General features: G+C 72.4%; 22 protein-coding genes. 15 read left to right on the top strand and 7 right to left on the bottom strand.

Annotated features, from left to right (window positions below; genetic code table 11):
* Positions 1 to 49: 49 nt before the first annotated feature.
* Entirely contained in the window at positions 50 to 1,027 is a 978-nt protein-coding gene (locus QIY60_RS10980) for an SAM-dependent methyltransferase (RefSeq protein WP_283142239.1), read from the bottom strand.
* A 104-nt stretch (positions 1,028 to 1,131) separates the two neighbouring features.
* Here QIY60_RS10980 and QIY60_RS10975 point away from each other — a divergent pair, with 104 nt between their 5' ends.
* Both QIY60_RS10975 and QIY60_RS10970 read left to right on the top strand, forming a co-directional pair.
* Positions 1,132 to 2,349 carry a sensor histidine kinase gene (locus QIY60_RS10975; protein ID WP_283142238.1) on the top strand — a complete coding sequence of 406 codons (1,218 nt, stop codon included), beginning with the start codon at positions 1,132 to 1,134 and terminating at the stop codon, positions 2,347 to 2,349.
* Positions 2,350 to 2,397: 48 nt separating this feature from the next.
* Positions 2,398 to 3,069 carry a response regulator transcription factor gene (locus QIY60_RS10970; protein WP_283142237.1) on the top strand — a complete coding sequence of 224 codons (672 nt, stop codon included), beginning with the start codon at positions 2,398 to 2,400 and terminating at the stop codon, positions 3,067 to 3,069.
* Positions 3,070 to 3,090: 21 nt separating this feature from the next.
* On the opposite strand, the gene QIY60_RS10965 is transcribed toward QIY60_RS10970, so the two are convergent.
* A complete protein-coding gene (locus QIY60_RS10965; RefSeq protein ID WP_283142236.1) occupies positions 3,091 to 3,405 on the bottom strand; it encodes an ArsR family transcriptional regulator in 315 nt (104 codons plus the stop codon).
* A gap of 121 nt (positions 3,406 to 3,526) precedes the next feature.
* Here QIY60_RS10965 and QIY60_RS10960 point away from each other — a divergent pair, with 121 nt between their 5' ends.
* Positions 3,527 to 4,504: a zinc-binding dehydrogenase gene (locus QIY60_RS10960; protein ID WP_283142235.1), complete on the top strand. Its 978-nt coding sequence runs from the start codon at positions 3,527 to 3,529 to the stop codon at positions 4,502 to 4,504.
* A 234-nt stretch (positions 4,505 to 4,738) separates the two neighbouring features.
* Here the strand turns inward: QIY60_RS10960 and QIY60_RS10955 are convergent, their stop codons facing one another.
* A complete protein-coding gene (locus QIY60_RS10955) occupies positions 4,739 to 5,827 on the bottom strand; it encodes a DUF5937 family protein (RefSeq protein ID WP_283142234.1) in 1,089 nt (362 codons plus the stop codon).
* Positions 5,828 to 5,925: 98 nt separating this feature from the next.
* Between QIY60_RS10955 and QIY60_RS10950 the strand changes: the two genes are divergently transcribed.
* Positions 5,926 to 6,150 carry a hypothetical protein gene (locus QIY60_RS10950; RefSeq protein WP_283142233.1) on the top strand — a complete coding sequence of 75 codons (225 nt, stop codon included), beginning with the start codon at positions 5,926 to 5,928 and terminating at the stop codon, positions 6,148 to 6,150.
* Positions 6,151 to 6,170: 20 nt separating this feature from the next.
* Here the strand turns inward: QIY60_RS10950 and QIY60_RS10945 are convergent, their stop codons facing one another.
* Positions 6,171 to 7,349 (bottom strand): beta-eliminating lyase-related protein, encoded by a 1,179-nt coding sequence (locus QIY60_RS10945; RefSeq protein WP_283142232.1) that lies wholly within the window; start codon positions 7,347 to 7,349, stop codon positions 6,171 to 6,173.
* A gap of 118 nt (positions 7,350 to 7,467) precedes the next feature.
* Here QIY60_RS10945 and QIY60_RS10940 point away from each other — a divergent pair, with 118 nt between their 5' ends.
* The 10 genes from QIY60_RS10940 to QIY60_RS10895 all read left to right on the top strand — a co-directional run bounded on the left by QIY60_RS10940 (position 7,468) and on the right by QIY60_RS10895 (position 15,586).
* A complete protein-coding gene (locus QIY60_RS10940; RefSeq protein ID WP_283142231.1) occupies positions 7,468 to 8,367 on the top strand; it encodes a DUF2520 domain-containing protein in 900 nt (299 codons plus the stop codon).
* Complete coding sequence (gene panC / locus QIY60_RS10935; protein ID WP_283142230.1) at positions 8,364 to 9,350, top strand: pantoate--beta-alanine ligase; 987 nt, start codon at positions 8,364 to 8,366, stop codon at positions 9,348 to 9,350. Before QIY60_RS10940 ends, panC begins: the two co-directional genes overlap by 4 nt.
* A complete protein-coding gene (locus QIY60_RS10930) occupies positions 9,347 to 11,071 on the top strand; it encodes an L-aspartate oxidase (protein ID WP_283142229.1) in 1,725 nt (574 codons plus the stop codon). The genes panC and QIY60_RS10930 overlap by 4 nt, the downstream gene beginning before the upstream one ends.
* Before the next feature lie 2 nt (positions 11,072 to 11,073).
* Complete coding sequence (nadC, locus tag QIY60_RS10925) at positions 11,074 to 12,084, top strand: carboxylating nicotinate-nucleotide diphosphorylase (protein WP_283142228.1); 1,011 nt, start codon at positions 11,074 to 11,076, stop codon at positions 12,082 to 12,084.
* A 3-nt stretch (positions 12,085 to 12,087) separates the two neighbouring features.
* On the top strand, positions 12,088 to 12,894 hold the full coding sequence (locus QIY60_RS10920; RefSeq protein WP_101389428.1) for a type III pantothenate kinase: 807 nt from the start codon (positions 12,088 to 12,090) through the stop codon (positions 12,892 to 12,894).
* A gap of 286 nt (positions 12,895 to 13,180) precedes the next feature.
* Positions 13,181 to 13,771: a hypothetical protein gene (locus tag QIY60_RS10915; RefSeq protein WP_283145893.1), complete on the top strand. Its 591-nt coding sequence runs from the start codon at positions 13,181 to 13,183 to the stop codon at positions 13,769 to 13,771.
* A gap of 14 nt (positions 13,772 to 13,785) precedes the next feature.
* A complete protein-coding gene (locus tag QIY60_RS10910) occupies positions 13,786 to 13,965 on the top strand; it encodes a hypothetical protein (protein WP_283142227.1) in 180 nt (59 codons plus the stop codon).
* Between the two features lie 147 nt (positions 13,966 to 14,112).
* Complete coding sequence (locus QIY60_RS10905) at positions 14,113 to 14,565, top strand: BlaI/MecI/CopY family transcriptional regulator (RefSeq protein WP_283142226.1); 453 nt, start codon at positions 14,113 to 14,115, stop codon at positions 14,563 to 14,565.
* A gap of 9 nt (positions 14,566 to 14,574) precedes the next feature.
* A complete protein-coding gene (locus QIY60_RS10900) occupies positions 14,575 to 15,096 on the top strand; it encodes an amino-acid N-acetyltransferase (RefSeq protein WP_190092558.1) in 522 nt (173 codons plus the stop codon).
* Between the two features lie 154 nt (positions 15,097 to 15,250).
* Complete coding sequence (locus tag QIY60_RS10895; RefSeq protein WP_101389433.1) at positions 15,251 to 15,586, top strand: Lsr2 family protein; 336 nt, start codon at positions 15,251 to 15,253, stop codon at positions 15,584 to 15,586.
* On the opposite strand, the gene QIY60_RS10890 is transcribed toward QIY60_RS10895, so the two are convergent.
* Positions 15,565 to 16,212: an SCO3374 family protein gene (locus tag QIY60_RS10890; protein ID WP_283142225.1), complete on the bottom strand. Its 648-nt coding sequence runs from the start codon at positions 16,210 to 16,212 to the stop codon at positions 15,565 to 15,567. The two genes, QIY60_RS10895 and QIY60_RS10890, sit on opposite strands and share 22 nt — an antisense overlap.
* Positions 16,213 to 16,662: 450 nt before the next feature.
* Here QIY60_RS10890 and QIY60_RS10885 point away from each other — a divergent pair, with 450 nt between their 5' ends.
* Positions 16,663 to 19,188 (top strand): ATP-dependent Clp protease ATP-binding subunit, encoded by a 2,526-nt coding sequence (locus QIY60_RS10885; RefSeq protein ID WP_283142224.1) that lies wholly within the window; start codon positions 16,663 to 16,665, stop codon positions 19,186 to 19,188.
* 87 nt (positions 19,189 to 19,275) lie between these two features.
* Here QIY60_RS10885 and QIY60_RS10880 read toward each other — a convergent pair whose 3' ends face one another.
* Together QIY60_RS10880 and QIY60_RS10875 are read right to left on the bottom strand one after the other, a co-directional pair.
* The gene (locus QIY60_RS10880) at positions 19,276 to 22,386 is read right to left on the bottom strand and encodes a serine protease (RefSeq protein WP_283142223.1); all 3,111 of its coding nucleotides are present in this window, start codon (positions 22,384 to 22,386) and stop codon (positions 19,276 to 19,278) included.
* The gene (locus QIY60_RS10875; protein WP_283142222.1) at positions 22,386 to 25,586 is read right to left on the bottom strand and encodes an NACHT domain-containing protein; all 3,201 of its coding nucleotides are present in this window, start codon (positions 25,584 to 25,586) and stop codon (positions 22,386 to 22,388) included. The genes QIY60_RS10880 and QIY60_RS10875 overlap by 1 nt, the downstream gene beginning before the upstream one ends.
* Positions 25,587 to 25,700 lie beyond the last annotated feature (114 nt).

The following is a 25,700-nucleotide window of genomic DNA, read 5'->3' as shown; positions in this document are numbered from 1 at the left end:
AGGGGCGCGGGGAACTGCGCGACCAGCCCCCACCCGCCCGCAGGCAAAGTCACACCCGCTCGCGCAGCCACAGGAAGTCGCCGAGTCCGCCCCGGGCCGTCAGCTCCGCCGCCTCCCCCGCCCGGGACAGCGCCCGTACGTACGCCGTCGGGTCCGTCGACGCCAGGGACAGGGGCGGGCGGGTGGCCGTGAGGCCTAGGGCGGTGAGGGCCTCGCGTTGGGGGAGCAGGTCGCCCGACGGGCCCGCGCACGCGTCCAGGGCCACGTGGGACGTGATGTCGCACGTGCCGTCGGGGACGGGCGGCACCTCGCGCCCGCCCCGGAAGCCCGTGAGCGTGCCGTACCGCGGGCGCTCGGACGCCACGTGGGCGTAGTCCACCGCCACGGCCAGGCCCGCCGACAACGTGCCGACCGCCCCCGCCCACGCCGCGTCCCGCGTGCGGCCGATCTCCGCCCGCTCCCCGGGCTCCCGCAGCGGCCACCACCGCTCCAGCCAGCGCGCGTCCTCGCCGGAGACGGGTGCGCCGAGGCGTTCGGTGCCGTCGGGGCGGACCAGGACCTCGCGCGGGACGCCGTCCGCGTCGGCCTCGGCCACGTCCGCCGGGACGTTGTCCAGCCACTCGTTGGCGAACAGGAGGCCCCGGACACCGGTGGGGGGATCGGCGAGCCATGTCACGCGGCCGTCCAACCCCGGCGGACGCGCCGCGCGCTCCACCGCGTACGCCCGTACGGGGAATCCGGCGGGCAGCGCGGCCAGTACGCCCGTCACGAGCTCCCCGCGCCCCGCGCCCATGTCGACGAACGCGACCTCGCCGCCCCCGAGCTCCCCCGCCACCTCCTCCAGGAGCCGCGCCACCGCCCGGGCGAAGAGCGGTGAGGCGTGGACGGAGGTACGGAAGTGGCCCGCGGGGCCCTCGGGGCGGAGGTAGAAGCCGCCGGGGCCGTACAGGGCCCGTTCGGTCGCCGCCCGCCAGCCGGACCAGGGCTGAGAAGCCTCCGCCGCGTCATCGCTCACCTCGTGATTCACAGCAGAAGGCTAGGCTCCCTCCACCTTGGGGAGTACGCCCCGGCGACCCGGATCGACCCTCCGGTTGACCCTTGCACCGATCCGACATCCCTACGCTGGGTTACGTGCAGCGCCTCTACGACTTCATCCGCAGACACCCGACCGCGGTCGACACCCTCTGGGCCGTCTTCCTCCTCGGGATCTCCGGCATGTCGCTCGTCTCCGGCGGCGTCGGCCACGGCTCGACGGCGGCGTCCCTACTGATCGCGATCGGACTGAGCGTCGTCGTGGCGCTGCGCCGCCGCGCACCCGAGAAGATGGTTCTGCTCGCGGCCGGAATGGGGCTGGTCCAGCTCGCCCTGAACGTCAGTCCGAACGTGTCGGACTTCGCCATGCTGGTCGCCATCTACACGGCCGCCGCCGTCGGCGAGCGCTGGGCCTCGCGGTTCGCCCTGGTGGGCTCGCTGCTCGCGGCCGTGATCGCGATGTGGCGCTGGCCCGACTACAGCGACAACGGCGACAGCAGCGGCATGAGCCCGGGGCAGACCGTCTTCTTCGTCGTCGTGATGACCGTCCCGTTCATCCTCGCCTGGGTCCTCGGCGACTCGATGCGCACCCGCCGGGCGTACTTCGCCCAGCTTGAGGAGCGCGCTGCCCGCCTGGAGAAGGAGCGCGAGGCGCAGGCCAAGGTCGCCGTCGCCGCCGAGCGCGCCCGGATCGCCCGCGAGCTGCACGACGTCGTCGCGCACAACGTCTCGGTGATGGTGGTCCAGGCGGACGGCGCCGCGTACGTGATGGACAGCGCGCCCGACCAGGCGAAGATCGCCCTGGAGACCATCTCGATGACCGGCCGCCAGGCGCTCGCCGAGATGCGCCGCCTGCTCGGCGTGCTGCGCACGGGCGAGCACCGGGAGGCGGGGGAGTACGTGCCGCAGCCGGACGTCGAGCAGATCGAGGAGCTGGTCGAGCAGGTGCGTACGGCCGGGCTCACCGTGGACTTCAAGATCGAGGGCACCCCGCGCCCGCTGCCCAGCGGCGTCGAGCTCACCGCGTACCGGATCGTGCAGGAGGCGCTGACCAACACGCGCAAGCACGGCGGCCCGGAGGCGGGCGCCAGCGTCCGCCTGGTCTACTTCGACGACGGGCTCGGCCTGCTGGTCGAGGACGACGGGCGCGGCGCGGCGCACGAGATGTACGAGGACGGCGGCGCCGACGGCCAGGGGCACGGTCTGATCGGCATGCGCGAGCGCGTCGGCATGGTCGGCGGCACCCTGGACGCGGGGCCGCGGCCGGGCGGCGGCTTCCGCATCAGCGCCCTGCTGCCGCTGAAACCCGCCCACTAGGTTTCCCGTACGCCTGAATTTTCGTACGTCGTGATGGAAGAGGGACCGATGACGATCCGCGTGATGCTCGTCGACGACCAGGTGCTGCTGCGCACCGGCTTCCGGATGGTGCTCGCCGCCCAGCCGGACATGGAGGTCGTCGCGGAGGCGGGCGACGGCGTGGAGGCGATCGAGATCCTCCGCGCGACCGCCGTGGACGTGGTGCTGATGGACGTGCGCATGCCGCGGCTCGACGGGGTGGAGGCGACGCGCCGGATCTGCTCGGCCGAGACGCACCCCAAGGTGCTGATCCTGACCACCTTCGACCTGGACGAGTACGCGTTCTCCGGTCTGAAGGCGGGCGCCAGCGGCTTCATGCTGAAGGACGTGCCGCCGGGCGAACTGCTGGGCGCCATCCGCTCGGTGCACAGCGGCGACGCGGTCGTGGCGCCGTCCACCACCCGGCGCCTGCTCGACCGGTTCGCCCCGATGCTGCCGACGACCGGCAAGGAGCAGGGCCCCGGCGGCGCCATGGACAAGCTGACCGAGCGCGAGCGCGAGGTCATGCTGCTGGTCGCGCAGGGCCTCTCGAATGGCGAGATCGCGGCGCGTCTGGTCCTCTCGGAGGCCACCGTGAAGACCCATGTCGGCCGGATCCTGACGAAGCTGGGGCTGCGGGACCGGGTGCAGGTGGTCGTCCTCGCGTACGAGTCGGGGCTGGTGCGGGCCGGAGGGCTCTAGTCCGCTCGTCCTGCGCGGCCCTCAGTCGCCGCGCAGGACCAGTGCGAGCAGCCCCGGGAAGCGCTCGTCGAACTCCTCGCGGCGCAGGCGGTTGACCCGCTTGGGCCCGTCGTCGCGCTGCTCGACCAGCCCGGCCGCGCGCAGCACCGAGAAGTGGTGGCTCAGCGCCGCCTTGCGTACGGGCACGTCGAACGAGCCGCAGCTGCGCGTCCACTCCCGCGATACGGCGAGCTCGCGCACCAGCTGGAGGCGGACCGGGTCGCCGAGCGCGTCCAGGGCCGTGATCAGGGGGACCTTGTCGGGGTGCGTGTGTTCGGGTGCCGCGCGATGGGTCATCGGTGTCCTTCCTCCTGGCCGGGCCCGGCGGTGCGCCCTTGCCGACTGTTCGATGAGGGTCGTACACTCCCGAGTGTTCGACTTTCATTGAACACTTTAGGTGCCGAGGGGGACCCACGTCATGCGTGCGATTCAGGTCAGCGAGCTGGGCGGTCCGGAAGTGCTGCGGCTGGTGGAGACCGAGGTGCCCCGCCCCGGTCCCGGTGAGGTCGCCGTCGACGTCGCCTGGGCCGGGGTCAACTTCGCCGAGGTGAAGGCCCGTTCGGAGGGCTACCGGGTGCGGTCGCTCCCGTTCGTGCCGGGTCTTGAGGTCTCCGGGCGCGTACGGGAGCTCGGCGCGGGCGTCGAAGGGCTCGTGGTCGGGCAGGAGGTCGCGGCGATGGCCGAGGGCGGCGGCTACGCGGACGTCGCCGTCGTCGCGGCCGCCGCCGTCTTCCCGGTGCCCGAGGGTGTCGGTCTGCGCACCGCCGCCACGCTCCCCACGGTCCTGCCGACCGCGCACGCCCTCGTCCACGAGGTGGGGCGGCTGCAGCCCGGCGAGAGCGTCCTGGTCCAGGGCGCGGCGGGCGGCGTCGGCACGGTCGTCGGCCAGATCGCCCGGCTCGCGGGCGCGGGCGCCGTCTACGGCGTGGTGTCCAGCGAGGCCAAGGCCGCGTACGCGCGCGAGCACGGGTACGACGACGCGTTCCTCACCGGCTCCTTCGCCCAGGACGTGCGCCGGGCGACCGGCGGCCGGGGCGTGGACCTCGTCCTGGACCCGGTCGGCGGCGAGACGCTGCGTCAGGGGCTGGACGCGCTGGCCCTGTTCGGGCGGCTGGTCTCGTACGGGAACGCGGGCGGCGGGGCCCCGTGGCACGTCGGCCAGCCCGAGCTCTACCCCGGCGCCCGCTCGGTCGCGGGCTTCTCGATCCTGAGCCTCGCGTCCGCCGCGCCGGAGGCGCTGCGCGAGCTGGCGGGGCGGGCGTTCGCGCTCGCGGCGGACGGCCGGGTCGAGCTGCCGGTCACCGCCGAGTTCCCCCTGGAACGGGCCGCGGAGGCCCACCGCCTGATGGAGGGCCGCACGTCGACGGGGAAGCTGCTGCTGCGGGTTGGTGGCTGAGGGGTGGGTCGGTGTTTGTCTGTGGGTCGTGGTGGGCTGGTCGCGCAGTTCCCCGCGCCCCTGAAAGCGCCCCTGCGGGGCGCCCAGGGGATTGCCGCGCAGCGGCATCTTCAGGGGCGCGGGGAACTGCGCGACCAGCCGTATACGGTCTGCAGACGAAGGGGGGGTTAGGGGCGCGGGGAACTGCGCGAGCAACCCACCACCGGCCCGCAGACAAACCAGCGACCCCCGGTCTCAGCGAAGTACCCCCTCCAAGAAGTCGCTCCCCAGCCGGGCCACCACAGCCACATCCAGCTGATGCAGCACATACCGCCCACGCCGCTGCGTCGTCAGCAGCCCCGCCTTCTTCAGCACAGAAAGATGGCGGGACACCTCCGGCGCACTGATTCCGTACGCGTCGGCCAGCTCGCTCGTCGTGTACGCACCCCGCGCCAGACTGCGGCACAGCCGCATCCGCATCGGGTGCGCGACCGCCTCCAGGCGTGCCTTCACCACGTCGACGGGCGCCGCGCCGCCCAACTCGCCCGTCGGGACCGGGTACTGGACGACCGGCTGCCAGCCCGGCGCGTGCAGCGCGAACAGGTGCGGCCAGCCGAACGCGGTGGGGATGAACGTCAGGCCCGTGCCCGCCGCGCTCGTACGCCCGTGGGTCAGCTTGTCCACGACGACGCGGCTGCCCCGCTCGTCCTGTTCCAGGGCGACGGCGGGGGAGACCGCCGCGACCGCCTCCGCCAGGCCCTTGCGCTTCAGGAGCTCCGTCTTGTGCCGGGCGTCGGCGGCCAGCTGGACCCGGACGCGCTGCCAGGTCTCCCCGAAGAACGCGGCGTCGCAGTCCTCGAACAGCCTCCGTATCCACGCGCGCGCCCCCGGCGGGTCCAGCAGCATCCGCTTCACGAAGGCGGCCTGGCGGGGGCCGCGCGCGGCGGCGAGGTCCAGGGCGCGGTCCCGCATCCGCGCGTCGACCAGCGGGGACGGCGCCCCCGCGTTGTAGAGGCTCGCGCAGGAGATCTCCAGCGCCGCCGCCACGTACTTCTCGTCGTCCATCCGGTCGAGGTCGTCCAGCTCCTCGGCCAGCGTCTCGCGGGGGCGCGGCGGCAGCAGGATGTCCGAGCGGGTGGACCGCCACAGGAAGTCCGCCTCGTGCAGCCGGTCGGCCAGCTCCGGCTTGAGCCCGGCCGCCGTGGTGGTGGTCCAGCCGTGCAGCCGGGCGTGGTGCGCGGGCTCGGAGAGCGCGTGCAGGGCGGCGCCCAGCTCGGCCAGCGGAGAGGGCCCGAAGACGATCCGCTCCTGCGGGAGTCCCGTGATGTCGATGCACACGCTCATGCGCCCATGGTGCACCGCCCCACTGACAGCGCCCCCGTCATTTGACGCCCCTGGTCAATCGGCGCGACGGACGGCCGCGACCGGCGCAGCCTGGATGCATGGACGCCATCCAGCAGCACATGCTCGACACCTACCGCGCGGCCCGGCTCCAGGAGCCGCCGCCCCCGCTGCCGGGCACGCACGACGTGCGCACCCTGCGCGAAATCCGTGACTACCGGCGCTTCGAAGCGGTCCTCTCCGGCCGTCTCGCGGACGGCCGGCTGCGCGCCGCCCTGGCCCGCCTCGTCGCCCCGCTCCGGCACCGCCCGCCGGCCTGCCGCTGACCGCCCCCGGGCCGCCGCGGTCACCCCGCGCTGACCTGGCCCAGCCTCCGTACGAACTCCGCCACCGCGTCCCGTACGTCCTCCGCCGACCACCGCAGGCCCGGCCCCGCCACCGTCATCTCCGTGTACGAGAGCCCGGGCGGGCCCGCGGGCGCCGGGAACCAGCGGCGGAAGAGGGCCACACCGGTCTCCTCGGCCTGGCCGACCGCGGCCTCGGTCAGGGCGTCCGCCCCGTACGGCAGCCACACGTGGAACTGGTGGGTGTGCGGGACCTCCGGGTTGACCCGGAACCACGCCACGCCCGCCTTGGCGAACCCGTCCGCCAGCGCCTGAGCCACCACGCGCGCGTGGGCGACGTACGACGGCAGCTCGGGCAGCACCCGGTCGAGCCCGACCAGCGCGGACAGGGCCGCCGGGTACTGCTGGAAGAGCTGGCCCCCGTAGCGGTGGCGCCAGGTCCGCGCCTCCTCGATCAAGGACTCCGGACCGACCAGGGCCGCGCCCGACATGCCCTCCAGCGTCTTGTAGTACGACACGTAGACGCTGTCCGCGAGCCGCGCGATCTCGTCGAGCGGGCGGCCGAAGTGCACGGCGCACTCCCACAGCCGAGCGCCGTCGAAGTGCACCACCGCGTCCCGCTCCCGGGCCGCCTCCACCACGGCGGTCAGCTCCTCCCAGGTGGGCAGGGTGAACCCGGCGTCGCGCAGCGGCAGCTCCAGCATCAGCGCGCCGAACGGCTCCTCGAAGTCCCGTACCTCCTCGGCCGTGGGCAGCCGGGGCGCGGTCGTCGGGTGGACCGTGCGCAGCCCGCTCACCGCGCCGAAGGCGCGCCGCTCGTGCACCTCGGGGTGGGCCAGCGGGTGCAGCGCCACCGTGCTGTCGCCGGTGCGCCCGGCCCAGCAGCGCAGGGCGACCTGCTGGGCCATGGTGCCGGTCGGGAAGTAGGCGGCCGCCGGGAAGCCGAGCAGGTCGGCGGTGCGCCGCTCCAGCTCGGCGACCGGCCCGTCGCCGTAGAAGTCCGGCACCTCGGCCATGTCGTACACCGCGTGCGCGTCGGCCGCCAGCGCCGTCAGCCGCTCGCCCATGCCGGTGTCGCCCGGCGCCCGCCACAGGGTCCGCTCCGCGTTGCGCCAGGCCGCCAGCCTGCGCACTCGCTCCTCCTGCTCGGACCGGCCGTTCTCGGCCACCTCGTTCGTCATGATCAGATCATCGCCCACAGCCTGTGGACAGCCACGGAGGTCTGTCGAAACCTGGGCGTAGCATGACGGGGAAATCGTCCGGTACCCCTCGCGGACTGGAACGGAAGGCCCCCGCCGCGTGAACGCACAACCAGAAACCCGCCCAGCCCGCCTCACCGTCGGAGTCGTCGGTGCCGGCCGGGTCGGCCCCGCCCTCGCCGCCTCGCTGAAGCTCGCCGGGCACCGCCCGGTGGCGGTCTCCGGCGTGTCGGACGCCTCCGTGCGCCGGGCCGCCGCCCTGCTGCCGGACGTGCCCCTGGTGCCGCCCGCCGAGGTGCTGGCCGCCGCCGACCTGGTGCTGCTCACCGTCCCCGACGACGCCCTGCCGGGCCTGGTGGAGGGCCTCGCCGAGACCGGCGCGATCCGCCCCGGCCAACTGCTCGTGCACACCTCCGGGCGGTACGGGACGGACGTGCTCGCGCCCGCCACGCGCGCGGGGGCGCTGCCGCTGGCCCTGCACCCCGCGATGACGTTCACCGGGACCGGCGTCGACGTCCAGCGCCTGGCCGGCTGCTCGTTCGGCGTCACCGCGCCCGAGGAGCTGCGGCTCGCCGCGGAGGCGCTGGTCATCGAGATGGGCGGCGAGCCGGAGTGGATCGAGGAGCAGAACCGGCCGCTCTACCACGCGGCCCTCGCCCTCGGCGCGAACCACCTGGTCACCCTGGTGGCCCAGTCCATGGAGCTGCTGCGCCTCGCGGGCGTCGCCGCCCCCGACCGGATGCTCGGCCCGCTCCTGGGCGCGGCGCTCGACAACGCACTGCGCTCCGGCGACGCGGCCCTGACCGGCCCCGTCGCGCGCGGGGACGCGGGCACGGTCGCGGCGCACATCGCCGAGCTGCGCAAGCACGCCCCCGGCGCCGTCGCCGGATACCTCGCCATGGCCCGTACGACCGCCGACCGGGCGCTGGCCCACGGCCTGCTGAAGCCCGAGCTCGCCGAGGACCTGCTGGGCGTGCTCGCGGACGGAGAGAACCGATGACCCTTCTGGTCCGCACCGCCGCCGAGCTGGCAGCCCTGGAGCGCACCGGCCGCCGCGCCGTCGTCATGACCATGGGCGCCCTGCACGAGGGGCACGCCACCCTGGTGCGCACCGCGCGCGAGAGCGTCGGCCCCGGCGGCCAGGTCGTCGTCACGGTCTTCGTCAACCCGCTGCAGTTCGGCGCGGGCGAGGACCTCGACCGCTATCCGCGCACCCTGGACGCCGACGTCGAGCTGGCCGGACAGGCGGGCGCAGACGCGGTGTTCGCGCCCTCCGTGGACGAGGTCTACCCCGGCGGCGAGCCGCAGGTGCGCATCACCGCGGGCCCCATGGGCGAGCGGCTCGAAGGCGCCTCGCGCCCCGGCCACTTCGACGGCATGCTCACCGTCGTCGCCAAGCTGCTCCACCTCACCGCCCCCGACCTGGCGCTGTTCGGGCAGAAGGACGCCCAGCAGCTCGCCCTGATCCGGCGCATGGCGCGCGACCTGAACTTCCCCGTGGAGATCGTCGGCGTGCCCACGGTCCGCGAGGCCGACGGGCTCGCCCTCTCCAGCCGCAACCGCTACCTCTCGGCGGCCGACCGCACCACCGCGCTCGCGCTGTCGCGCGCGCTGTTCGCGGCCCGCGACCGGCTGACCGCCGAGCACGCGCTCCACGCGCGCGCCGCGGCCACCCACGCCTCCTCCGGGCGCGCCCTGGCGCTCTCCCGGATCGGCGAGGCCCGCGCGGCCGCCGACGCGTACGCGGTGGAGGCGGCGGGCCCGTCCCCCGCGGTCGTGCGCGCCGCCGCCCAGAGCGTCCTGGACGAGGCCGCCGAGGCGGAGCCGCCGCTGGCCCTGGACTACCTGGCGCTGGTCGACCCGGCGACGTTCGACGAGGCCGGGGACGGCTTCGCCGGTGAGGCGGTCCTCGCGATCGCCGCGCGCGTCGGCACCACCCGCCTGATCGACAACATCCCGCTGAACTTCGGAGCCCCCGCATGACCAGGACGACCGACGGTCCGGCCCGGACCGGCATACGACTGGACGCGCCCGCCCCCGGCTGGGCCATCGACGCGGACGTGGTGGTCGTCGGCTCGGGCGTGGCGGGCCTCACCGCGGCCCTGCGCTGCACCGCCGCCGGCCTCACCACCGTGGTGGTGACCAAGGCGCGCCTCGACGACGGCTCCACGCGCTGGGCGCAGGGCGGCATCGCGGCGGCCCTCGGCGAGGGCGACACCCCCGAACAGCACCTGGACGACACCCTGGTGGCGGGCGCGGGCCTGTGCGACGAGACCGCGGTGCGCACCCTGGTCACCGAGGGCCCGGACGCGGTGCGGCGGCTGATCGCCACCGGCGCCCACTTCGACACCGACGACTCCGGCGCCATCTCGCTGACCCGCGAGGGTGGCCACCACCGCCGCCGCATCGCCCACGCGGGCGGCGACGCCACCGGCGCCGAGATCTCGCGCGCGCTGGTCGAGGCCGTCCGCGAGCGGGCCGTGCGGACCATCGAGAACGCGCTCGTACTGGACCTGCTGAGGGACGACGACGGGCGGACGGCGGGCATCACCCTGCACGTCATGGGCGAGGGCCAGCACGACGGCGTGGGGGCCGTCCACGCCCCCGCCGTGGTGCTCGCCACCGGAGGCATGGGCCAGGTCTTCTCGGCCACCACCAACCCGGCGGTCTCCACCGGCGACGGCGTCGCCCTGGCACTGCGGGCCGGCGCCGAGATCTCCGACCTGGAGTTCGTCCAGTTCCACCCGACCGTGCTCTTCCTCGGCGCCGACTCCGAGGGCCAGCAGCCGCTGGTCTCCGAGGCGGTACGGGGAGAGGGCGCCCACCTCGTCGACGCCTCCGGCACCCGCTTCATGCTCGGGCAGCACGAACTGGCCGAGCTGGCGCCGCGCGACATCGTGGCCAAGGCGATCACCCGCCAGATGCAGGCCCACGGCACCGAGCACATGTACCTGGACGCGCGGCACTTCGGCGCCGAGATGTGGGAGCAGCGCTTCCCCACTATCCTCGCCGCCTGCCGCGCCCACGGCATCGACCCGGTCACCGAGCCCATCCCGGTCGCCCCGGCCGCCCACTACGCCTCCGGGGGCGTGCGCACCGACCTGCACGGCCGCACCACGGTCCCGGGCCTGTACGCGTGCGGCGAGGTCGCCTGCACCGGCGTCCACGGCGCCAACCGGCTCGCCTCCAACTCCCTCCTTGAGGGCCTGGTCTTCGCCGAGCGCATCGCGGCGGACATCGCGGCGGGCGGCCACGCGCGCGTGGAAAGCGCCCCCGAGGACGCCCCCGAGGACAGCTCCACCTGCCCGCTGCTCGTCCCCGAGGCCCGCATCCAGATCCAGCGGATCATGACCAACGGCGCGGGCGTGCTGCGCTCCGCCGACAGCCTCGCCGGGGCCGCCGCCCGCCTGGAGGCGATCCGGGCCGACGCCGACGGGGCCGACGAGCGCAAGGCCGCCGAGCCCGGCGTGGACGCGTGGGAGACCACCAACCTGCTGCTCGTCGCGCGCGTGCTGGTCGCCGCCGCGGCCGCCCGCGAGGAGACCCGCGGCTGCCACTGGCGCGAGGACCGGCCCGACCGGGACGACCAGGACTGGCGCCGCCACCTCGTCGTACGGGTGACGCCGGACCGTACGCTCGACGTCCGCCGTACCGATTCCGCAGACTTCCCCCCGACAGTCGCCGACGCCCCCAGGGAGCCGTAACCGTGAGCACCCCCGACGAACACCGTCCCGAGCCGGTGGACGTACCGCTGATCCAGATCGGCGTCCCCGCGAGCGGAGGCGGCTGCGGCGACGACTGCGGCTGCGGCGACGAGGACGTGTACGAGTGCGGCCTCGACCCCACGCTGGCCGCGCTGCTCGCCGAGGCGGGCCTGGACCCCGTCCAGGTCGAGGACATCGCGCACGTCGCCATCGAGGAGGACCTCGACGGCGGCGTGGACGTGACGACCGCGGCGACCGTCCCCGAGGACGCCGTCGCCACCGGCGACTTCACCGCGCGCGAGGCCGGTACGGTCGCGGGCCTGCGGGTCGCCGAGGCGATCCTGTCGATCGTGTGCACCGAGGAGTTCGAGGTCGAGCGGCACGTCGCCGACGGCGACCGCGTCGAGGCGGGCCAGAAGCTGCTGAGCGTCACCACGCGCACCCGCGACCTGCTCACCGCCGAGCGCAGCGCGCTCAACCTGCTGTGCCGCCTGTCCGGCATCGCGACCGCCACGCGCGCGTGGGCGGACGCCCTGGAGGGCACGAGCGCGAAGGTGCGCGACACCCGCAAGACGACGCCGGGGCTGCGCGCCCTGGAGAAGTACGCGGTGCGCTGCGGCGGCGGCGTCAACCACCGCATGTCGCTCTCCGACGCGGCGCTGGTCAAGGACAACCACGTGGTGGCCGCGGGCGGCGTCGCCGAGGCCTTCAAGGCCGTACGGGAGACGTTCCCGGAGGTGGCGATCGAGGTCGAGGTCGACACGCTCGACCAGGTCACCGAGGTCCTGGAGGCGGGCGCGGACCTGATCCTGCTGGACAACTTCACGCCGGAGCAGACCGCGCGCGCGGTGGAGACCGTGGCCGGCCGGGCGTTCCTGGAGTCCTCGGGCCGCCTCACCCTTGAGACCGCGGCGGCGTACGCGGCGACGGGCGTCGACTACCTGGCGGTCGGCGCGCTCACCCACTCCTCGCCGATCCTCGACATCGGGCTCGATCTGCGCGAGGCGGCGTAACCGATGCTGCTGACGATCGACGTAGGCAACACGCACACGGTCCTCGGCCTGTTCGACGGCGAGGAGGTCGTCGAGCACTGGCGCATCTCCACCGACCCGCGCCGCACCGCGGACGAGATGGCGGTCCTGCTCAACGGTCTGATGGGCATGCACCCGCTGCTCGGGGCGGAGCTGGGCGACAACATCGAGGGCATCGCGATCTGCTCGACGGTGCCGTCGGTGCTGCACGAGCTGCGCGAGGTGACGCGCCGCTACTACGGCGACGTCCCGGCGGTCCTGGTCGAGCCCGGCATCAAGACCGGCGTCCCGATCCTGATGGACAACCCCAAGGAGGTCGGCGCGGACCGCATCATCAACGCGGTCGCGGCGGTCGAGCTGTACGGGGGCCCGGCGATCGTCGTCGACTTCGGCACGGCGACGACGTTCGACGCGGTGAGCGCGCGCGGCGAGTACGCGGGCGGGGTGATCGCCCCCGGCATCGAGATCTCGGTCGAGGCGCTCGGGGTCAAGGGCGCGCAGCTCCGCAAGATCGAACTGGCCCGGCCTCGGGCGGTGATCGGCAAGAACACGGTCGAGGCGATGCAGGCGGGGATCGTGTACGGGTTCGCCGGGCAGGTCGACGGGGTCGTGACCCGGATGGCCCGCGAGCTGGTGGGCCCCGGGGGCGACCCGGCCGACGTCACGGTGATCGCCACGGGCGGCCTGGCCCCGATGGTCCTGGGCGAGGCGCACGTGATCGACGAACACGAGCCGTGGCTGACGCTGATCGGCTTGCGCCTGGTGTACGAACGCAACATCTCCCGCATGTAGCTCAGCCCCCACCCTGTTCGTCTGCGGACCGTGCTGGGTCGCTCGCGCAGTTCCCCGCGCCCCTAACCACCTGGGGGCGCGGGGAACTGCGCGACCAGCCCCCACCGGCTCGCAGCCGACGAACCAAGCCGCCCGGCTGAGGCCACGCGGCGGAGCCGCAAATGTCGCAGCAGGGAAGGGGCGGGGTGGGGAATTCAACTCGCCCGGCGAAACCCCATTAAACGGATTTTGTCCATTTACGACGTATTGTCGGGTCATGCCCACGCCCTACGGATCCCGCGGCGGAATGGCGTTCAGCGCAGACGAGCTGCGTGTGCTCAGACGTGCTCTCGCCGTCGCCCTCCACCCTGCCCCCCTCGCGGACGCGGACGTCCACGACTGCCTACGGCTAGCCGGCTCCGTGGACGAGGCCGTCCGCGAGGCGAACCGGCTGCACGCCTTCCTGCTGGCCGATCTCGCCCGCTACCGCACCGCCCTGCCCGGCTCCGCCCGGGGCTATCTGGAGCTCCTCCAGGACGCCCTGGCGGCCGGTTACGCCCCGACCCCGGACGACCTGGCCGCACTGCGCGGGCTGCGCGCGCTCCCCGTGGCCGCCGCCCTGCTCGAACGGTGCCGGCGCCTGGCCGAGCACTCCGTACGGGCGCGGCTCGCCGCCGTGACCCCGGGCCCGCGCACCCGGCTCCTCGCCCTGCCGGGCGGGCGCGCCGCCGCGCAGGATCCGAAGCCGCAGTCCCGCCCCCAGCCCAAGTCCGAGCCCGCGCCCGCCCGGCCGCAGCCCAAGGCACCCCGCCCGGACCGGCCCGTCCCCACCCCGGGCGAGGTGTTCCCGCCGCGCCGCAAGCCCCTGCCCCCGCCCGCCGCCCGCGCCGCCGGGTAGCTACTCTGGTCGGCATGGACTACGTTTCCGCGCTCCTTCCCCCCGTGGTGATGGCCGTCTTCTTCATCGGGCTCATCGTGACGATCGTCAAGAGCCAGGGCGGCCCCAACAAGGGCAAGGAGGACGCGGCCGTGGACGCCGCGCTCGCCCGCACCGAGGCCGCCCGGCAGCGGCCGACCACCGGCCAGGTCTGACCGCGACAGGACCTGCGGCCCTTCCCGGCCGCAGGGCGCGTTTCACGCGTCAAGGGCGCGCGACCCATATCAGGGGCGCGCGCTCTTTTTGCTGTTCACCACCGTAAATAACCAGCCATTCAGGACATCTCCCACTATGGTGCAGATGTGCCTCGCCAATTGGGAGAGCTGGAAGACGCCGTCATGACGCGCGTCTGGCAGTGGAACCGTCCGGTCACCGTCCGGGAAGTCCTGGAAGACCTTCAGCAGGAACGGTCCATCGCGTACACGACCGTGATGACCGTAATGGACAATCTCCATCAGAAGGGCTGGGTACGCCGGGAAGTCGACGGACGTGCCTATCGATATACGGCGGTCTCCACCCGGGCCGCCTACGCGGCCGCACTGATGAACGAAGCGTGGTCGCAGAGTGACAACCCCGCCGCCGCACTGGTCGCCTTCTTCGGCATGATGTCGCCCGAGCAGCGCGAGTCCCTGCGCGATGCCGTACGGATGGTGGGACCGCCCGAGGACAACCCGGATCCGGCCGATCCGGAAGAGAGCGCACAACCCGCGGAACCCGATGAACCCCGTGGGACCGCCGCCGACGCGGGGCGATAGCGTCCGGTCATGTCTTATGCCCCAGCAAATGCCGTCACCGTCCGCCGGGCCAGGACCAGCGATGTCCCGGCGGTCCGCCGCCTTCTCGACGCGTACGTCGGTGCGGGGATCCTGCTCGACAAAGCGACCGTGACGCTTTACGAGGACATCCAGGAGTTCTGGGTCGCGGAACGCGACTCCGATGCCCGGGTGGTCGGCTGCGGCGCGCTGCACGTGATGTGGGAAGACCTCGCCGAAGTGCGTACTCTCGCGGTGGACCGCGAGTTCAAGGGCGCCGGAGTGGGGCATCTGGTGCTCGACAAGCTGCTCGGGACCGCCCGCTGGCTCGGGGTGCGCAGGGTTTTCTGTCTCACCTTCGAAGTGGACTTCTTCGCGAAGCACGGCTTCACCGAGATCGGGGAGACTCCGGTCGACACAGATGTCTACAGCGAGCTGCTGCGCTCGTATGACGAGGGTGTCGCCGAGTTCCTGGGTCTCGAACGAGTGAAGCCGAACACCTTGGGCAACAGCCGGATGCTTCTGCACCTGTGATCGCGGGAACCCGGGGGAACCCGGCAGAGCCCTATGTCCGAATCGCGTACGTTTCCCGCTGTGCAAGGCCCCTGAACCTCTGCCGGGGGTTTGTGTTTTCCAGGCAAAAGCGGTTTCCTTTCCGCGTACTGCATTTTCGATGAAAGGAAATCCGGTGGCACAGAAGGTTCAGGTCCTTCTTGTCGATGACCTCGACGGCGGCGAGGCGGACGAGACCGTGACGTTCGCTCTCGACGGCAAGACCTACGAGATCGACCTCACCACCGCCAACGCGGACAAGCTGCGGGGTCTGCTCGACCCGTACACCAAGAGCGGTCGGCGCACCGGTGGCCGCGCGGCCGGCGGCCGGGGCAAGGCCCGTGGCGCTGCGACGGGCAGCCAGGACACCGCCCAGATCCGCAAGTGGGCCAAGGAGCAGGGCTACAACGTGAACGACCGCGGACGCGTCCCGGCCGATATCCGCGAGGCCTACGAGAAGGCGAACGGCTGAGTTCCCGCGTTACCCGACCTCTTCGCGCCGGCCCTGTGAGGGGCGAGCGCGGAGCCGGTTACCGATTTCGTGGGGAACAAGCGGGCCCGGTGGCATTCCGTCGCCGCCGCGTCCACCAGCCGGACGAGGTCGGGGGTGCCTCCACCGACCCCGCCGCCCTTCGGTCCGGCGAATCCGGTGAAAGCCGGAAGGGATGCTTCTACCTCGCACCCCGGCTCGGGAGGCCGCAGCCACACGGCGGTCTCCCGCGAGCCGTCCCGGCCGGGCGGCACGCCCCAGCCGGGCGGCACGGGAGCGGTGATCCGGCCGTCGGCGCCGACGGCCGTCAGGTCCAGGCCGACCCCGCCCCACTCCAGCCAGTCGAGCAGCCCCGGCAGCTCCTCCGCGCTGCCCGCGGCCACCAGGAACCGCATCCGGCGCCCCACGAGGGCGACCGGGCCCGTGCTCCCGAACCGGCCGAGCAGGGCGGCACCGGCGGGCGCCGGGAGGTCGAGCACGTCGAAGCGCAGCCCCGTCAGGAGCCGCACCGGCGGTCCCGCCTCCACGGCCCAGCCGAGCTCCCGCTCGTACCACTGGGCGAGCGGCCGGCCGAGCGGGGCGCGGGGTGGGGGCACGGTGAGGGCCATGACCGGAGCAACTCCTGAAACGTCCTGGAGTTACGCAGAGTTTCCGGACGAATGCGTTCCGTAGGCGGATCGGGGGCGCGCAGAAGCATTCGGCGGCGCAAGTGTGTTCGCCCGTAGCTGAGGGAACCAGGGCGCGCCGCATGGACTGTCAGTGCTTACGGGTAAGACATTCCTAGTGGGGAGGGGCGAGAAGCTCGCCGGGCCGTCTCGCGTTCGCCATCGGCGTACTGGAGACAGGGGTATCTGCCTGGCCTGCGGGAACATCGTCTCGCACCATCGAGTTGGAGCAGTTGTCGACAGTTCGGCAGCAAGTTTCCCCGCCTGGGCGGGGGTGATCGGGTCGGATGTCGGCAGTTGGAATGAGCTGTCCCGTCCCACGGGACTAGCATGCGGAAGGACAGGGAGGGGACCGACCCCTTACTGCCCGACCGCTCTGAGGAGCGATTAACGATGTTCGAGAGGTTCACCGACCGCGCGCGGCGGGTTGTCGTCCTGGCTCAGGAAGAAGCCCGGATGCTCAACCACAACTACATCGGCACCGAGCACATTCTCCTGGGCCTGATCCACGAGGGTGAGGGTGTCGCCGCTAAGGCCCTGGAGAGCCTCGGGATTTCTCTTGAGGCGGTCCGTCAGCAGGTGGAGGAGATCATCGGTCAGGGCCAGCAGGCCCCGTCCGGTCACATCCCCTTCACACCGCGTGCCAAGAAGGTCCTGGAGCTGTCGCTCCGCGAGGCCCTCCAGCTCGGCCACAACTACATCGGCACCGAGCACATCCTGCTCGGCCTGATCCGCGAGGGAGAGGGCGTCGCCGCCCAGGTCCTCGTGAAGCTGGGCGCCGATCTCAACCGGGTCCGGCAGCAGGTCATCCAGCTGCTCTCCGGCTACCAGGGCAAGGAAGCCGCCACCGCGGGCGGCCCGGCCGAGGGCACGCCTTCGACCTCCCTCGTCCTCGACCAGTTCGGCCGGAACCTCACCCAGGCCGCTCGTGAGTCCAAGCTCGACCCGGTCATCGGGCGCGAGAAGGAGATCGAGCGGGTCATGCAGGTGCTGTCCCGCCGCACCAAGAACAACCCGGTCCTGATCGGTGAGCCCGGCGTCGGCAAGACCGCCGTCGTCGAAGGCCTCGCCCAGGCCATCGTCAAGGGCGAGGTGCCCGAGACCCTCAAGGACAAGCACCTCTACACCCTGGACCTCGGCGCGCTGGTCGCCGGCTCCCGCTACCGCGGTGACTTCGAGGAGCGCCTGAAGAAGGTCCTCAAGGAGATCCGCACCCGCGGCGACATCATCCTGTTCATCGACGAGCTGCACACGCTCGTGGGTGCGGGTGCCGCCGAGGGCGCCATCGACGCGGCTTCGATCCTGAAGCCGATGCTGGCCCGCGGTGAGCTCCAGACCATCGGCGCCACCACGCTCGACGAGTACCGCAAGCACCTGGAGAAGGACGCCGCCCTCGAGCGCCGCTTCCAGCCCATCCAGGTCGCCGAGCCGTCGCTGCCGCACACCATCGAGATCCTCAAGGGTCTGCGCGACCGGTACGAGGCCCACCACCGCGTGTCCATCACGGACGAGGCGCTGGTCCAGGCCGCGACGCTGGCCGACCGGTACATCTCGGACCGCTTCCTGCCGGACAAGGCGATCGACCTGATCGACGAGGCCGGCTCCCGGATGCGCATCCGCCGGATGACCGCGCCGCCGGACCTCCGCGAGTTCGACGAGAAGATCGCGGGCGTGCGCCGCGACAAGGAGTCGGCCATCGACTCCCAGGACTTCGAGAAGGCGGCCTCTCTCCGCGACAAGGAGAAGCAGCTGCTCGCCGCGAAGGCCAAGCGCGAGAAGGAGTGGAAGGCCGGCGACATGGACGTCGTCGCCGAGGTCGACGGCGAGCTGATCGCCGAGGTCCTCGCGACCGCGACCGGCATTCCCGTCTTCAAGCTGACGGAGGAGGAGTCCTCCCGTCTGCTGCGCATGGAGGACGAGCTCCACAAGCGCGTCATCGGTCAGAAGGACGCCATCAAGGCGCTCTCCCAGGCGATCCGGCGCACCCGTGCGGGTCTGAAGGACCCGAAGCGCCCCGGTGGCTCGTTCATCTTCGCCGGCCCGTCCGGCGTCGGTAAGACCGAGCTCTCCAAGACGCTCGCCGAATTCCTCTTCGGCGACGAGGACGCGCTGATCTCCCTCGACATGTCGGAGTTCAGCGAGAAGCACACGGTCTCGCGCCTCTTCGGTTCCCCGCCCGGATACGTGGGTTACGAAGAGGGCGGCCAGCTGACCGAGAAGGTCCGCCGGAAGCCGTTCTCCGTCGTCCTCTTCGACGAGGTCGAAAAGGCCCACCCGGACATCTTCAATTCCCTGCTCCAGATCCTGGAGGACGGTCGTCTGACCGACTCCCAGGGCCGGGTCGTCGACTTCAAGAACACGGTCATCATCATGACCACGAACCTCGGCACCCGGGACATCTCCAAGGGCTTCAACCTGGGCTTCGCCGCCCAGGGCGATGTGAAGACCGGCTACGAGCGGATGAAGGCCAAGGTCAACGAGGAGCTGAAGCAGCACTTCCGCCCCGAGTTCCTGAACCGTGTCGACGACACGGTGGTCTTCCACCAGCTCACCGAGGAAGACATCATCCAGATCGTCGACCTCATGATCGCCAAGGTGGACGAGCGCCTGAAGGACCGCGACATGGGCATCGAGCTCAGCGCGGACGCGAAGTCGCTCCTGGCGAAGAAGGGCTACGACCCGATCATGGGTGCGCGCCCGCTGCGCCGCACCATCCAGCGCGAGATCGAGGACATCCTCTCGGAGAAGATCCTCTTCGGCGAGCTGCGCCCGGGCCACATCGTGGTCGTCGACACGGAGGGCGAGGGCGAGGCGAAGAAGTTCACCTTCCGCGGCGAGGAGAAGTCGGCCCTGCCGGACGTCCCGCCGATCGAGCAGGCGGCCGGCGGCGCCGGCCCGAACCTGAGCAAGGAGGCGTAGCCTCCGCGGGCTCGCTTCGAGGGGCTGCCCCGGCTGTACGCAGAGGTTTTGCGTACGGGCCGGGGCAGCCCCTTTTCGTGCGTACGGTCAGAGGGGCCGGCCGTTCACGGTGACGGTCACTCCGGGCAGGGTGCGGAGGTTTTTGCGCTCTTCACGGCTCAGCTGCGGTCTGGTCAAGGACGTGAGTCTCAGCGTCTCCAGCGCGGGGAACACCCGGGGCAGGTGCCGGTAATCGACGACGGTGTTCGACACGTCCAGACGGACTGTGCGGATCTGCGGGCAAGGTGGGCCACTGAGGAGCTCCCGCGGAATGCCCACCTTGAGGTCCAAAGAAGTGAGCCTCGGCATTCTCGCCACCTGAGCGAGGAGGCCGGCCGGGTCCGATGCCCCCTGCACCGAAAAGTGCGACAGCCCCTGCCATGCATCCAGCCCGCTCGGATCTCCCATCACGCCCATGTGCAGGTGCCTGACTCCGGTATGCACCGATACCGCTGCCAGGCCATCGGCCCCCATCCCGCCGAGATAGAGGGATTCGAGGGCTGTGAGCCCCGTAAGAGCGGAGAAATCCTCAAGGACGGAGCAGCGGTCGACGGCCAGTCGGCGAAGTCCATGGACACCATGGAGGAAGGAAAGACTGGACAGGGCATCGTTGGACACCACGCTTACGGTGCGGAGCGACAGGTTGTCCAGAGGGCCCGCCAGTTCCTCGGCGGTGAAGTCGCCCACGATGACCGCCTCTTGGACGGCAGGGAGAGCTCGGAGCTCGTCCAGCTGGTCTTTCGATGTGACACGCAACGGGATGTCTGCCCATGAGATCTGCGAGAGCACCTCGCGCGCGTATGCGGCGGTGGGGTAGCGATCCCATGTGCTGGCGAACTGATCCGCCGCCCTATGGCCGTGAGAGGCCCAGGCGCGTGCGTAGGGGATGGCCTCGGCTCCGCCGATCCTGCTGATCAGCGCGGCAATACCGCCCGCCCCGGATGAATCGATCCCGAGGTCATCCGGCATGGGCAACTGCGTGAGCAGGGCAGGACCGAGACGGGACAGCAAAGCGATCGTGTGTGAGCCCGTCGGCGGCAACAGGGCTGCAATGCTCCGTTTCACCCGTTCACTGGTCTGCTCATCGAGCCACGCCGCGTGCTGAGCGCAGAGCGCGGCCAGTACATGGACCTCGGGGGCTCGTTTTCCCCCCGCCTTCAGTAACCCATTGACCAGTTCCGGCAGTTGACCCCGTCCGCAATGCCCCGCCGCCAGCAGGATCACGTCCTGCCACTGTTCCTCCGTGGCGTGCTGGACCAACTCCTTGATGTGGTCGTCCTCCACCAGTTCCTTCGCCGCCAGGAAGTCCTGGAACGTGCGGTGTGTGAACTGGTAGACGTCGCTGCCGCGTTCCTGGAGCAGGCCGCTGCGGTTGAGGAGGTGGCGCAGGACCAACTCCGGGGTGCCCTGTTCCCGTACGCGCGGCATTCCCGGCAGGGCCCGCAGGATCCGGAGCCTGGCCTGTTCCGCCGTGAACTCCGTCTGCCCCTCCCGCACCAGCCACACCGCGATCCGCTGGAGGAGCTGCGTGGACTCCTCCACCGTGAGGGTGATCCGCTCCGGCGCGCCCACCTTGCGGCGCTCGTCGCGGTTGCCGAGGAGCATGCGCAGGGCCGACTGGTACAGGTCCCAGCGGGTCTTCGGCAGGAAGCCCTGCCGTAGGCGGTGCAGGGCGCAGATGACCGCGCAGAGCAGGGGCGTACGGGCGAGGGCGGCCAGTGCCGCGTTGGTGCGGAACTGGTGGGCGAGGTCCCGCTCCAGCTCGTCGAGCGGCTCGTGCGGGTCGCTGTCAAGCCGGGCCGCCCGGTGCCAGGCGGCCACGAACGCCTGGATGTCCTCGTCCCGCATCGGCAGCAGCCGCAGCTCCTCGAACGCGGCGCGCCGCAGCCACCCCGGCTCCACCGCGAGCGGGCGTACGGTCGCCACGCACCGCACCTGCGGATAGCGCTCCAGGAGGTTGGAGAGCCAGCGGTGGGCCTCCTCCCGGTCGTCCTGGGGGACCTCGTCGAGCCCGTCCACGAGCAGCATCGCCCGCCCGGTCTTCAGGACCCGCGCCGCCCAGCCGTCCGGCGCGTCGTCGACCACCAGCCGTGCGGCGTACGGGAGTTCGCTGGGCTTCGGGTAGGCGCCGCCCTGGGCGCGCAGGGTGCGCAGCGGCACGACGAACGGCACCAGGCCGTTCAGATCGGCCAGTTGGGGCCCGAGCGTGCCCGCCGCCGCGTGCGCGGCCAGCCACCACACCAGGGTCGTCTTGCCCGCGCCCGCCTCGCCCCGCAGCAGGACGCGCGGACGGGAGGCGAGCAGCGCGTCGATGCGCTGGGGCGCCCCGGCATCCGGAAGGCCGGGCGTTCCGGGCCCCTTCGCCTGTGCCTCCAGGCTCAGATACGCCGTGTCCAGGTCCCACTCCGCGTCGTGCCGGTTCAGCTCGTCGAGCCCGAAGATCCGGGTGCGGCGGTACTGGGCGCGCAGAGCCTTCGCGTACTCCTCCTCGTACGCGATGTCGTCCCCGTACTCGGCGGTGACTTCCGGCAGTGGCGTCACAGGCGCGTCGTGGTCGGCGCACCATGTGGTGAAACCGTCGTTCGCCACGAGGGCCGCCACCGGTACGCACTCCACGCGCCGGTGTCCGCGCCCCCTCGGCACCTCCTTGACCAGGCCGACCACCGTGCCGCCCGCGAACACGGGCGCGCCGGAGAGCCCGGCGAGCGGGGAGGTGCCGTCGCGCCGCTCGGTCGCGGGCGGGCGGTCGAACTCGAAGGTCAGCTTCTGGCGGAGGCGGCCCGCGACGGGCAGGACGGTCCCGGTGAGCTGGTCGAGTTCCAGCCGGCCGCCGTCGTACCGCTGGACGTCCGGGAAGCCGATGATCTCGCAGTAGGGGAGCGGGCGTTCGGTGGCGACCGCGCCGAGCCGGGCACCGGCGAGCTGCGCGATCTGCCGCCAACCCGAGCCGGACGACAGCAGGGCGGCGTCGAGATCCGCGTCCTGCCAGACCACGTGGCACGTGGTCTTCCCGCGCAGCCAGGGGACCGCGACGGTCACCTCGGCGTCGAGCCCGAGATGCGCACAGGTCAGCACCAGCCCGGAGCCGATCAGCACCCCCGTGCCCTGCATGGCACCGAACACGGCCACGACGTGCCGGGAGCCCTGGAAGTCGCTCATCACGCGGTCACCTCCACCCCACCGGCGAACACCTTGACGCCTTCCGGAAGTTGTTCCCTCCCGATCACAGAATGGGCGGACTGGACGTGGATCTGGAGCAGCGTCGGCGGGGCCGCGAGCCGGCTCACGTCGTAGTCCTGCTGGTACGCCCAGAGGTTCAGGACGTGCAGGCGCGGGAAGAGGTCCGCGAGGCGGGCGAGGACGGCCGGTGGCACGTGATCGACCAGGAACACCTGGAACACGGACGGCAGGGAGAGCCTCGCGGGGGCGGCGGCCAGTGACGCGCCCGTCGTCTGCAGGGCGCGCAGACGGGGGACACGGGCCACTTCCGCCCACTCCCCGGCGTCCTGGGGGCTGCTCCACGGCCCGAGGTACAGCCCGGTCAGGGCCGGGGTGGCGGCGGCCAGGCCCCACAGGCCGCCCGCCGCCGCCCCGCTGATGTCGAGCGCCTCCAGCGGGGCCGTCGCCGGGAGCGCGTCCGACGACCAGCTCAGCCCGTCGCCGGTCAGGGTGAGTGAGCGGAGGTGGCGCAGCGAGCTGAGGGTGCTGAGGTCCGCGTTGCCGATGCCGCTCAGCGAGAGGTCCGTCAGCGGCTTGTCGTGCAGGTCCGAGAGGTCCGTCAACCGGGGGCAGTCGTGCACGCTCAGGTCCGTGAGCGGGTGCGGGCCCGCCAGGAACGACAGGTCCTCCAGGGCCGGGTTCTCCCGCAGCCGCACCCGCGTGAGCGAGGCCTCGGCCGCGTACACCCGCAGGGCCTCCGACGAGACGTCGCCGCGCGTTTCCAGCTGCGGCCGGGTGCCGAGTGCCCGCAGGGCGCGCAGCTGCTCGTCGGAGGTGACGGTGAAGAGGATGTCCTCGGGGTCGATTCCGGCGATGACCTCGTCGGCGTACTGCCGGGTGTCGAACCGGCCCCAGGACCAGACGAGCTGGGCCCTCACCCGCCGGGCCGGGTGGCGGCCGAAGCGGGCCAGGAATCCGATCGCGCGCTCCGACTCCACGTACGACGCGGCGGTGACGACCGCCTCGGCCGTGTACTTGTCCAGCCCCTCCGGCCCCGGCAGCAGGTCCAGGATCATCGGGCCCGCCGCCGCGAGCGCCCGCGCGGCCACCAGGTCGCGCGGCGGGATCAGCGCGGCCGTGCGCCGCTCGACCTCGGCCCGCACCTCGGCGGCGAGTTCGGGCGCGTGCTCCAGGCAGGTGGCCGCGAGCAGGTGGACGCGGGTGCGTACGGCGGTGTCGGCGTGCTCGTCTCCGTACCGCAGCAGCTCCCCGAACAGCTCCACGCGCTCGCGCGGGCGCGCGTGGGCGACGGCCATGCGGATGACGTCCTCCCACTGGTCGTCGGCGGAGTGCGCGACGAGCAGGCCGAGGTCGCCGGCCTCCACGGCCGCCCGTGCGCCCAGGTAGTCCTGGAAGGTGCGGTGGATGAAGTCGACGGTCCCGGGGGCGGGTTCGCGCAGCAGGCCGCTGCGGTGCAGGAAGTGCTCGAAGACGGCCCGCGCGTCGCCGAGCTCGGCCAGCTCCGGTACGGAGGGGAGCAGCTCCGCGATGACCGTCTCGGCGCGGGTGCGGTCCATCTCGGTGCGGCCGTTGCGGATCAGCCAGTACGCGAGCTGCTGGAGCAGCTGGATCTGCGGCTCCTGGCGGCGCTCGGGCACCCGCATGTCGCGCTCGCGGTCGCGGCGGATCAGCAGCATGGAGAGCGCCGCGTCGTACAGGTCCTTGCGGCCGTACGGCAGGAAGCCGCGCCGGTCGCGGTGGAGGGCGCAGATCAGGCCGCACATCAGCGGGTTGGTGGCCAGGCGCCCGAGGTCCGGCTTGGCGCGCACGGCTTCGAGGAGCTGGCTCTCGTACGCGGTGAGCTCGCCGTCGTCGTCCGCCCCGGCCCGCGCCGCCGTGTGCCAGCGCCGGACGAACGCGGCCACGTCCGCCGGGCCCATCGGGCAGAGCGTGAGCTCGGTGAAGTCCTCGTCGCCGAGCCAGTCCTCGCCCACCGCCGAGGGGCGCGAGGTGACCAGCCAGTGGTTGCCGGGGTAGGCCTCGATCAGATCGCTCAGCCAGCCCCGGGTGTGGGCGCGTTCGGCGTCCGGGATCTCGTCGATGCCGTCGACCAGGAGCAGACCGCGCCCGTCCTCCAGGACCCTGGACTCCCAGCCGGGCGGCTGCTCGCCCGCCAGCGGGGAGCCGACGGCGGCCAGGAAGTCCTTGGGCGCGGGCAGCCGTGCCCCGTGGCGGGTGAGGGTGCGCAGCGGCAGGACGTAGGGGATGCGGTCGTAGAGGTACGCGGTCCCGTGGTCGAGGTCGTCGCGCGCGGCGGACAGGGCGAGCCACTGGACGAGCGTGGTCTTGCCGGAACCGGCCTCGCCGCGCAGCAGTACGCGCTCGTGGTCGGCGAGTACGCGGTCGGCGGGGCGGGGAGCGAAGTCCTCCCCGGCGCTCACGGCGCCCGGCACCGGCGCGCGCTCATCGCGGGTGCGCCACGGCCTGGCGGCGCGCCCCACCACCTCCAGCCTCAGATACGCGGTGTCCAGGGGCCACTTGCGCGGCGAGTTGGCGAGATCGATCCCGTAGATCGTCAACTTGCCGTGCTTCTTCGCCAGATGCGCGAGATAGCGCGCCTCGAACTTCCCGTCCTCCGCGTCCGGGCGGGGCGTCCGCGCGATCAACTCATCCATACGGGCGATGAGTTCGCTCTGCCGACGGCTCTGCTCGACGAGGGTGGCGGCCACGAAGGTGGAGCGCTGGGTGAAGAAGTTCAGGATGTGCAGACAGGCGGTGTCGAGGAGGCGTTCGTAGAAGTGGGTGGCGTCGGCGGAGAGGTGGCGCTCGGGGTGGTCGCCCGCGCGGCGCAGCTCGCGGGCGAGTTCCCGATGGCCCAGGGCGACCGCCTCGGCGTCGCTGAGGGTGAGCTCGCCCAGTGCGTGGAGGGTCCGGGCGAGCGCGTCGGCCACGGCCCGCTCCTCGTCCGCCGGGATGGGCCGCTCGCCGGACCGCAGGGCGGCCCTGACCAGCTTGGCGGCGAGGGCGCGCAGATCCGCCTGCCCGAGCGTGCGCTTCTCGCCCCGGAAGGAGACGTACGACGAGATCCGGACCGGTTGCTCGGCCAGACCGGCACCGGCCGGTTCGGCGGCGAACAGCTTGCGGATCAGCGGGGTGATGGCGGCGGACGCGACTTTGGCGGTGAGGAGTCCGGGTTCCACGACGCGCCAGCGTAGCCGTGGTCACGGGACCTTGGTCCCGAAAAGGAAGGACTTAGGTCCCGCCGGACGGGGCCGAGCGGTGACAAGGCGCACAAGCCCCCGGCCCTCTACTAC

This window comes from Streptomyces sp. BPTC-684 (genome assembly GCF_030028635.1).
Taxonomy (GTDB): Bacteria; Actinomycetota; Actinomycetes; order Streptomycetales; family Streptomycetaceae; genus Streptomyces; species Streptomyces noboritoensis.
Note: the sequence above shows the minus strand (reverse complement) of the source record. Positions and strands in the feature narration are given on the sequence as shown.